Below are 9,293 nucleotides of genomic sequence, written 5' to 3'. Positions count from 1 at the left end.
TGGCGATGATCCGCCTGATGCTCGTCCGGCTCGCCGGGCAGCCATCACGGTGGAGCCATGAATCCCACCGCAAGACCGCCCGAACCAAGACCATCAAGGACCTCATCGCAGCGTAATCAACCGGCCACCCGACAGGCTCTCAGCCCAGCCGATTCCCGTCACATTCAGGCATACGTGGCGGGGCCGGCAGCCTTGCTCATCGCCAAGGCGTTCAAGATTCACGAGCGCATTGAAGGCGCCGCCACGAGGCCGCACCGTCTCTCGGCAAAAGACGCCGGAGACGTCTACCGAATCATGACCACCGTTCTGGCGCCTCGGGTAGCCGCATCGCTCACTGTCCTGTGCGACCATCCACGCGTCGGAGCTGTTGCCGCTGAAGGGGTCGCTCTGCTCGGCCGGCTATATGGCGCAGCAGCGACGCCGGGCAGTCCTTGCGGTGGAGCCATGAATCCCACCGCAGGACCGCAAGAGCCGACACCGTCGAGGACTACATCGCAGCGTAATCAACCGGCCACCCGACAGGCTCTCAGGCGCCGAGCGGCCGGGCCGATAATGCGCGGCCGCTCGCAGCGTGAGGTCTGTTGAGCGAGGAGTCGTATGGCCGCCAGGTCTACCGTCGAACCTGGATCAGAGCGTGAGTGCCGCTGGTACGCCAGGCCGAACCGGACCGCTCGAGGCCATTCAACGTCTGCTGCTCCAACCCGACGATGACATCGGACTTGAGGGTGCGAAGTGTCGCAACAGCGCCTGGGAAGTACGCAGTGAGGTCGGCGAACGGCGTCGTCGCGTCCCACAGCCGGTCGCCCACGAGCCGGCGGTAGTTGAGGTCGCCTTTCAAAATAGTCAGCGTGACGGCCGCGAACTCCATCCGCAGGTCCTCAGGCATGTCCTCGTACGGCAGCGGAGCGCAGTAGAACGGATGGGTCCGCACCTCCAAGTGGCCTGTCGCCATGTCCTCCCACAGGCGCCCGCCGATCCTGCCGGCTTCACCGGGCGCCTGGATGAGGCGGCGGAGGCAATCGACGACGTCTGCCGTCGTCGCGTCGGAGACGTAGTACGGGTAGGGCTTTACGTGAAGTACGACCCGTTCGGCGCGCTGGTGCCCAAGGAGGTGGTCGATGAGGATCAGGTCCGGGATCAGTTCTCGTCCCGCGTTGTCCGCCACCACGGCGACGGTGGACAGCGCTCCAGCGGGCAGCAGCTGCCACAGCACGGCGCTGTCGTCGGCGACCAGGCCAGGGTCGGCCTCGCCGAGGGCCGGTTCCCCCGCCGCGACGCGGAAGCCGAGGTCTGCGCGGTTGCCCCAGAGCGAGGCGTGGAGCAGAGCCGTTGAACGCTCGTCGACCGGGGCGTCGGCGAGTGCGTCCAAGGCCCGCAGTTCCTCGTCCACCGCCGTGCCGCGAAGTTCGGCCTGCTTGAAAGGGGCGAAGGGATCGATTCCCTGCCACGGGCCCGTACCGAAGTACTCGATCGCGGCGAGGAGCCTGCGGTAGAAGAAGCTCTCCGCCCACAGGAACGGGGTGTCGAACCACGATCGCCCGACGTGTTCCCGCCCCCAGTCCGACCAGGGCCCGTGGTCGTGCTCCGAGAGGGCGAGCGGTTCGACGACACGGTTGGCGATCTCGTCCAGCAGGGCGTCGAGGGCCTCGTGCTGTCGGCGGCCGTACGGGAAGGCGTCTCGCACCTGCTGGATCAGGGCCGGATGGCGTTTGGCCAGGACGCCCCAGGCAAACGAGCCGGGCTCGTTACTCAGGATGACCGGCGCGCCGGTTTCGGCGGCCGGGCCGGAGCTGCGGTCGGCCTCTTCGCCCGAGGCGCGGGAAGTCTTCTCTGTCATGGTGTCCAAGCCCTTCGCTTGTCGCTCATGTGTCCTTGATCTCCAAGGCCACGACCCCCGCAGAACTGCCTATCAGCACCTCGCCCGTCCCGGGTTCGAAGGCCGCGCAGTGCAGTGAGGCGTCCACCCTGACCTCGGCGATCTGGCGCTGCTCGCCGAGCGACCACAGACGCACCGTCCCATCAGCCGCGGCCGACACCAGGTGATCCTCGCCGCTGGTGAAGCCGAGCATGAGGATGCGGCCGGTGTGGCCGGAGAGGTGAGAGGTGAACTTGTCCGTGCCCAGGTGCCGTACCGCGATGTCACCGGTTCCCGCCCCGACCGCCACGCGATGACCTGGCACGTCCACGGTGACGGCGCGCGCCCGCCCGCTGGGGCTGGAGAACCGGCTTCTGAACTCCCCGGCGAGGGCGTGCCACACACACGTACGGAGCCGTCGCCGCCGCAGGCCGCTGCGACGTGCTCCTCGCCGCCGGCCAAGGACCAGACGCGCCCGTAGGCCGCCGGGAGTCTCCGGCTGACCGTCGCGGTCGAGGTGTCGATGATGCCAACACCGCCGGCCCCGTCGCCGACCACGGCAGTACGGCCCTCGGCGGCGAACTGGATGGACCATACGGTGTTCGAGCCATTGGTCGTTGACCAGCGCCCCGTTTCGACTGCCCAAGGCAGGCCCAAGCGCCTGTCGGAGGCTCAGAGCCTGTCGGGTGACCTCTGATCGGGCGGCCACGCCCTGGCACGCACGCTTCCCGCGTTGCCAAAATGCCCTAGTAGCTCCGCTACAAGGCCATCCCAGCGCCTTGGAATCGCACGCACCAGACCGCGTCCGCTTTCCGATCGAAGGTCACCCGACAGGCTCTCAGCCGCTCGTCTCAGTTCGGTGACCCACGTCACACCCGGCTCCTGTCAGTAATCGGGGCGCCGTCTCGTTCAAGGGGCACGGGAACGAGACAGGAGCAACGCCATGAAGCACCGCATCATCGTCCTCGGCGCCGGATACGCCGGGGCCTTCGCCGCCGGAAACCTGGCCCGCCGGCTTTCGCCCGCCGACACCGAGATCACCGTCGTCAACGCCGTGCCCGACTTCGTCGAGCGGATGCGGCTCCACCAGCTCGCGATCGGACAGGACCTCGCGTTCCGCAAGCTCGCCGACGTATTCGCGGGCACCGGGGTGCGGCTGCGCCTGGCGCGCGTCACCGGCGTCGACCCCGAGCGCAGGATCGTCGCGGTGACCGGCGAGGACGGCGACGGCGAGCTCGCGTACGACACGCTTCTCTACGCGCTCGGCAGCTCCGTCGCCCACCATGGCGTCCCCGGCGTGGCCGAGTACGCCTTCGATGTGACCGGCCGGTCCTCGGCGCTGCGTCTGCGCGAGCGCCTGGCCGGCCTGGGCGAGAGCGGCACCGTGCTGGTCGTCGGTGAGGGGCTGACCGGCATCGAGACCGCCACCGAGTTCGCCGAGTCCCGGCCCGACCTCTCGGTCGCGCTCGCCGCCCGCGGCGAGCTGGGCGCCTGGCTCTCCACGAAGGCCCGCCGTCACCTGCGCCAGGCCTTCGACCGGCTCGGCATCACCGTCCACGAGCACACCGGCATCGAAGCCGTCGAGCCGACACGGGCGATCGCCGCCGACGGTACGTCCATCCCGGCCGACGTGACCGTGTGGTCGGCCGGGTTCGCCGTGCACCCCATCGCGGCCGCCAGCGGCCTGGAGGTCGCCGAGACCGGCCAGATCGTCGTCGACCGCACCATGCGCTCGGTCTCGCACCCGGACGTCTACGCCGCCGGTGACTGCGCCTACGCGATCGGCGAGAACGGCCGGCCGCTGCCGATGTCCTGCGCCTCGGCCGGCTTCACCAATATGCAGGCGACCGCCGCGATCATCGCGCGCCTGACGGGCAGCGAGGTCCCGACCACCGGGCTGAAGTACTACGGCAACCACATCAGCCTCGGGCGGCGGGACGCGATCTTCCAGATGGTGGACGGGGACGTCCGGTCGAAGTCCTGGTACCTGGGCGGCCGGACCGCCGCGCGGCTCAAGTCGGGCGTGCTCAAGGGGGCCGGGTGGGGCATCGCCCACCCGACCTTCGGCATGCCGAAGCGCAAGCGCCGCCTTACCACCGCGCCTGACCGGGCCGGTGTGAGGGTCGCCGCATAGGCTGTTCCGCATGGACAGCGCAGCCATCGATCGGTTCGAGGCCAGCCGGGGCCGGCTGGCCTCGCTCGCGTACCGTCTGCTCGGCTCGGCCGCCGACGCCGAGGACGCCGTGCAGGACACGTTCCTGCGCTGGCAGGCCGCAGACCGCGAACGGGTCGAGGTGCCGGAAGCGTGGCTGACCAAGGTCGTCACCAATCTCTGCCTCGACCGGCTCCGCTCGGCGCAGGCGCGCCACGAGCGAGCGGCCGGTGCCTGGCTGCCCGAGCCACTCCTCGAGGGCGACCCGATGCTCGGCCCGGCCGACACCTTCGAGCAGCGCGAATCGGTGTCCTTGGCCGTACTGACCCTCTTGGAGCGCCTCTCGCCGGTCGAGCGGGCCGTCTACGTCCTGCGTGAGGCCTTCTCGTACAGCCACGCCGAGATCGCCGGGATCCTCGACATCACCGAGTCCGCGAGCCAGCAGCATGTCCACCGGGCCCGGATCCGGGTCGCCGCCGAGCGCCGCCGCGGCGGCGAGGCCGACCCCGCGTCCGCGCGCCGGGTCGTCGAGGAGTTCCTCGCCGCCGCCACGTCGGGGCGCACCGAACGGCTGGTGGCGCTGCTCACCGACGATGTGACGGCGGTCTCGGACGGCGCCGGACTGGGCAAGCGGCTGCTGCGGTACAAGACGCGCGAGCGGGTCGCCTCCTACGTGCGGGCCGGCTTCAAGCCCACGCCGGCGAAGCGGCGGCTGGCCGGCGGCTCGCCCGCGATGCATATCGCGCGGGTCAACGGCTCCCCGGCCGTCCTCGCCGTAGTCGACGACCGGGTCGTGGGCGCCGTGGCGTTCGAAGTCAGCGACGGCAAGGTCGCGTCCCTGCGCGGCATCGGCGCCGCGGCCCGGCTCGCGCGCCTCAACGAGGCCTGGCGGCAGCACGAAACCGACGCGCCGGTCATCCACGCATGGTGACCAGAGCCACCGGAATCCAGTGACCTGAGTCGGAGCGAGGGCGGCACCCCTTCGGCCCCCGCGCCGCACAGCGGCGCGGGGGCCGAAGCGCGTCGGTCTCCCCTGCAAGTCATCAAGAAGCGGGGCCGTGAACTGTGACCGGTCTATCGGGCGGCGGACCCGGTCTCCCGGACGGGCTATGAACCGGGCGAACTGGCCCAGTGCTACCTGTGGTTCCCATCTGCGGAGATCCCGCTCAGGTTCGGACAGGCCGCGAGCCCGCCGGTGCTGGTGATCGTGGCAGGCTATTCGCGGTGGGTAACCGCGGCGATGGTGCTGACGAGGAGTGCGGCGGACCTGATCGCCGGCCACTGGCGGCTGTTGACCGGGCTCGGCGCGTTCCCAAGGCCTGGTCTGAGACAACGAGGGTGCGGTCGGTTCGTGGGGGCGGACGGCCACAATTGACGGAAGACTTCGCGGCGTTCGCGGGACTGCTGGGCATCCGGATCGTCAAGTGCCGGCCCGCCAATCCAGCGAATGGGCTGGTCGAGCGGGACGATGGCTTTCTGGAGACCAGCTCCCTGCCGGGGCGGGTGTTTGCCTCGCCGACCGACTTCAACATGCAGCTGGCCGACTGGCTGGCCCGGGCCAACCGGCGCATTCACCGCATTGTGCAGGCCCGTCCGTCGGACAGAATCAAGGTGGACAGGGCCCGCATGCTACCGCCCGTCGACCTGCCAGGCTGGTGGCTGTCCTCGCTTCGCCTCCCGCGCGACCACTACGCGGGTTTCCCCGGATCGCCCCGGTCGCCATTCCGGCTGCCGGTTTCAGCGGTGTTCGGGGTTGTCGAAGTCGAAGCGGCAGCCGGCGTCCCATTCCGAGCGCTGGTTGCCGTGCGGCGGAATGCCGCCCGCGTCCTTGAGGAGTCGTGCCAGGTGCAGCAGGTTCCATGTCATGAACGTGGTGTTGCGGTTGGTGAAGTCGTTCTCCGGGCCGCCCGAGCCCTCGTCCAGGTACGACGGCCCCGGACCTGCTTCCCCGACCCAGCCGGCGTCGGCCTGCGGCGGCACCGTGTAGCCCAGGTGCTGCAGGCTGTAGAGCACGTTCATCGCGCAGTGCTTCGCACCGTCCTCGTTGCCCGTGATCAGACAGCCCCCGACTCGCCCGTAGTAGGCATACTGCCCGGCCTCGTTCAGGATCGACGAGCACGCGTACAACCGCTCGATCACTCGCTTCATGACTGAAGAGTTGTCTCCCAGCCAGATGGGGCCGGCCAGCACGAGGATGTCGGCCGCCATCACCTGGTCGTACAGTGCGGGCCACTCGTCACTGGCCCAGCCGTGTTCCGTCATGTCCGGCCAGACGCCGGTCGCGATGTCGTGGTCGACGGCCCGGACGACGTCGACGCTTACGCCCTGTGCCTCCATCACGTCCCGGCTCCTGTCGATCAGCCCTTGTGTGTTGCTGACTTCGGGTGAGCGTTTCAGCGTGCAGTTGACGACGAGGGCGCGCAGGTCGTCGTAGCGAGCGGGCGACGAGTCGGCACTGGGCGACTTGGTGGTCACAGGTCCTCCTGGCTTTCGCCGCCGTGCCGTCACGGCGGTGCAACACCGACCATCGTGCTGGCAGGGATCCGGATACGACTGTTATGGCACGGTCGAACACCGGTGATCACTCCGTCAGCCGAACACCCGGCTGGCCGGCCCTTGACGGACGTGTCCCTCACCCGGCCGGGGGCCGGTGCGTGGTTCGCCCTCCGGCATGCGCATACGTTCGGCCCATGGACACCCACCGCACCTCCGGTCCGCAGAGCTCCGAGACGGGGACCGAGGACGTCGCGAACCTGATGGTCCGCTGTCTTGAGGCCGAGGGTGTGGAATACATCTTCGGGATCCCGGGCGAAGAGAATATCCGCTTCGTCGATGCCCTGGACGGCTCGCGCATCCGCTACGTCCTGGTCCGCCACGAGCAGGGCGCCTCGTTCATGGCCGAGATCTACGGACGCCTGACCGGGCGGGCCGGAGTCTGCTCGGCCACGCTGGGGCCCGGTGCGATCAATCTCCTGCTGGGCGCCGCGGACGCGACGACCAACAGCACACCACTCGTGGCTCTCGCCGCGCAAGGATCGCTGAACCGGGCACACAAGGAGTCCCATCAGGTCATCGATCTGGTGTCGATGTTCGCGCCGGTCACCCAGTGGTCCGCGAGCGTGCACAGCCCTGTCGCGGTGCCCGAGATGGTACGGAAGGCGTTCAAGACCGCGCAGAGCGAGCGTCCGGGTGCGGTCTTCGTAGCGGTCCCCGAGGACATCGAAGCCTCACGGATCACCGAGCCGCTCAACCCCCTGCAGGTCGACACGGTCCACGCCGACGCGCCGTCGCCCTCCCAGATCGCCCGGGCCGCGGAGGTTCTCGCGACGGCGCGCCGACCGGTCGTGCTTGCCGGCCACGGCGCCGCGAGGGGCAAGGCATCCAAGGCTCTCATGCGTTTTGTCGAGCGGCTGAACGTGCCTGTGGCGACCACCTTCCACGGGAAGGGCGTCTTCCCCGACGACCATCCGAACGCACTTGGGGCGGTCGGCTTTATGCGCCACGACTATTCCAACTTCGGCTTCGACACCGCGGACGTCCTCATGTGCGTCGGCTACGAAGTCCAGGAGTTCGACCCGGTGAAGATCAATCCGGACGGTGACAAGCGCATCGTTCACCTGCACCGGTTTCCCGCCGAGGTGGATGCGCACTATCCGGTCACAGTCGGCGTCGAGGGCGATCTTTCGCAGGCACTGGACGCGCTGGCGGCTGCGCTGCCGGACAGCCTCGACTACGAGTCAGGGCCCGGTGCATACATCCGGGCCCTGCTCAACGAGGAGCTGGAGTACGGACGACGGAGCGACGCATGCCCGCTCGTGCCGCAGCGCGTGGTTGCCGACGTGCGAGCGGCACTGGGGCGCGACGACATCGTGCTCGCCGACACCGGCGCCGGAAAGATGTGGATGGCCCGCCTGTATCCGGCGTACCAGCCGGACACCTGCCTGGTCTCCAACGGGCTGTCCACCATGGGCTTCGCGCTGCCCGGTGCCATCGCCGCGAAACTCGCCCGTCCGGAGCGGCGCGTGCTGGCCATGATGGGCGACGGCTCTTTCCTGATGAACTCCCAGGAACTGGAGACTGCCGTTCGCGAAAACATTCCGCTGGTGGTCCTCGTACTGGTCGACGAGGAGTACGGCCTGATCACCTGGAAGATGGAGCTCGAACTCGAACGCCACAGCCACACCCGCTTCACCAATCCGGACTTCGTCGCCTACGCCGAGAGCTTCGGCGCCGACGGCTACCGCATCGAGACGGCTGATCAGCTACTGCCGGTGCTGCAGCGTGCGCTGGCCGGTGACGGGGTGTCGGTGATCGCCTGCCCGGTCGATTACTCCGAGAACCTGCGGCTCACAGAGCGGCTCGGCGCGCTCCACGGCCCGTTCTGACTCCACGTGTCCACAGGCGACGACGCCGCTCAGCGGGTCGGTCTAAAGCCGAGGGCGTACGCACGTGCCCGGCGCTGCGGCCGACGTGTCCTTCTCGACAGGCTTCCGGATCAGTCGGTGTCGAGGCCGTCGACCAGGCGGTTGAGGAACCGGGTGAACGTGGCTTCCGGGGCCAGCGGGCGTCCGGGTGCGGCGAGGGCCTCGGCGAGCTCCGGATGGTGGCCGTCCGCGGCGACAGCGGCGAGGTAGCGGGCCTCGGCTGCGGCCCGGTCGGGTGATCCCGCGGCTGCGGCCTGCGCGATCTCGTGGGCGACGTGCCCGGCTACGAATCCGGTGAGCCGGGCGAAGACCTCCAGCTTCGCTGCGCCGTCCAGCCCGGTGGGCCGTAGGGCGGCAAGGGCGCGTTCCAGGAAGGCCAGGGTGTTGGGGCCGGGTGTCCGGCGGGCCGACAGGGCGGTGGGCAGCCAGGGATGCCGGAGCATGTGAGCGCGCTGGAGGTGGGCGATGGCCTTGAGGTCGGTGCGCCAGTCGCCGGTGGGGGAGTCAGCCGTCGGTAGTTCACCGCTGACGTGGTCGACCATCAGTTCCAGCAGCGTCTCCTTGTCGGGGGCGTAGCTGTAGAGCGACATGGCGCCGGCCCCGACCTGTGACGCGACCCGTCGCATGGTGACTGCGTCGAGCCCTTCCGCGTCTGCGAGGGCGACGGCTGCCGCGGTGATCGCCTCGCGGCTGAAGGTGGGCCTGCGCCCCCTGTGGGGCCGGGTGGGGCCGAGCCAGAGTTCTTGGGGGTCGACGCTCGTGGCGCCGGACCCGCCGTCAGGGGTACGGATCTCCGTTTTCCTTTCCTCGCCGCTGCCTCTCGTGTGGAAGCCATCCAAGCATCCACTATTCTCGTACATAG

General features: G+C 69.3%; 7 protein-coding genes. 3 read left to right on the top strand and 4 right to left on the bottom strand.

Annotated features, from left to right (window positions below):
* Positions 1–610: 610 nt before the first annotated feature.
* Together ACGFSA_RS20245 and ACGFSA_RS20240 are read right to left on the bottom strand one after the other, a co-directional pair.
* A complete protein-coding gene (locus ACGFSA_RS20245) occupies positions 611–1,837 on the bottom strand; it encodes a damage-control phosphatase ARMT1 family protein (protein WP_393305987.1) in 1,227 nt (408 codons plus the stop codon).
* Between the two features lie 25 nt (positions 1,838–1,862).
* Positions 1,863–2,258 (bottom strand): WD40 repeat domain-containing protein, encoded by a 396-nt coding sequence (locus ACGFSA_RS20240; RefSeq protein ID WP_393305985.1) that lies wholly within the window; start codon positions 2,256–2,258, stop codon positions 1,863–1,865.
* Between the two features lie 540 nt (positions 2,259–2,798).
* On the opposite strand from ACGFSA_RS20240, the gene ACGFSA_RS20235 reads away from it, so the two are divergent.
* Positions 2,799–3,989, top strand: a complete 1,191-nt coding sequence (locus tag ACGFSA_RS20235; protein ID WP_393305983.1) for an NAD(P)/FAD-dependent oxidoreductase — start codon at positions 2,799–2,801, stop codon at positions 3,987–3,989.
* A 10-nt stretch (positions 3,990–3,999) separates the two neighbouring features.
* Positions 4,000–4,938: a sigma-70 family RNA polymerase sigma factor gene (locus ACGFSA_RS20230; protein WP_393305981.1), complete on the top strand. Its 939-nt coding sequence runs from the start codon at positions 4,000–4,002 to the stop codon at positions 4,936–4,938.
* An 806-nt stretch (positions 4,939–5,744) separates the two neighbouring features.
* Here ACGFSA_RS20230 and ACGFSA_RS20225 read toward each other — a convergent pair.
* Positions 5,745–6,482, bottom strand: coding sequence for a flavodoxin family protein (locus ACGFSA_RS20225; protein ID WP_393305979.1), 738 nt, complete (start codon positions 6,480–6,482; stop codon positions 5,745–5,747).
* 215 nt (positions 6,483–6,697) lie between these two features.
* Between ACGFSA_RS20225 and ACGFSA_RS20220 the strand changes: the two genes are divergently transcribed.
* Positions 6,698–8,392, top strand: coding sequence for an acetolactate synthase large subunit (locus ACGFSA_RS20220; protein WP_393305977.1), 1,695 nt, complete (start codon positions 6,698–6,700; stop codon positions 8,390–8,392).
* A gap of 110 nt (positions 8,393–8,502) precedes the next feature.
* Here ACGFSA_RS20220 and ACGFSA_RS20215 read toward each other — a convergent pair whose 3' ends face one another.
* Positions 8,503–9,222: a TetR/AcrR family transcriptional regulator C-terminal domain-containing protein gene (locus tag ACGFSA_RS20215; RefSeq protein WP_393305999.1), complete on the bottom strand. Its 720-nt coding sequence runs from the start codon at positions 9,220–9,222 to the stop codon at positions 8,503–8,505.
* Positions 9,223–9,293: the final 71 nt, after the last annotated feature.

Origin of the sequence: Streptomyces sp. NPDC048496 (genome assembly GCF_043200055.1) — a bacterium.
Taxonomy (GTDB): domain Bacteria; phylum Actinomycetota; class Actinomycetes; order Streptomycetales; family Streptomycetaceae; genus Streptomyces.
Note: the sequence above shows the minus strand (reverse complement) of the source record. Positions and strands in the feature narration are given on the sequence as shown.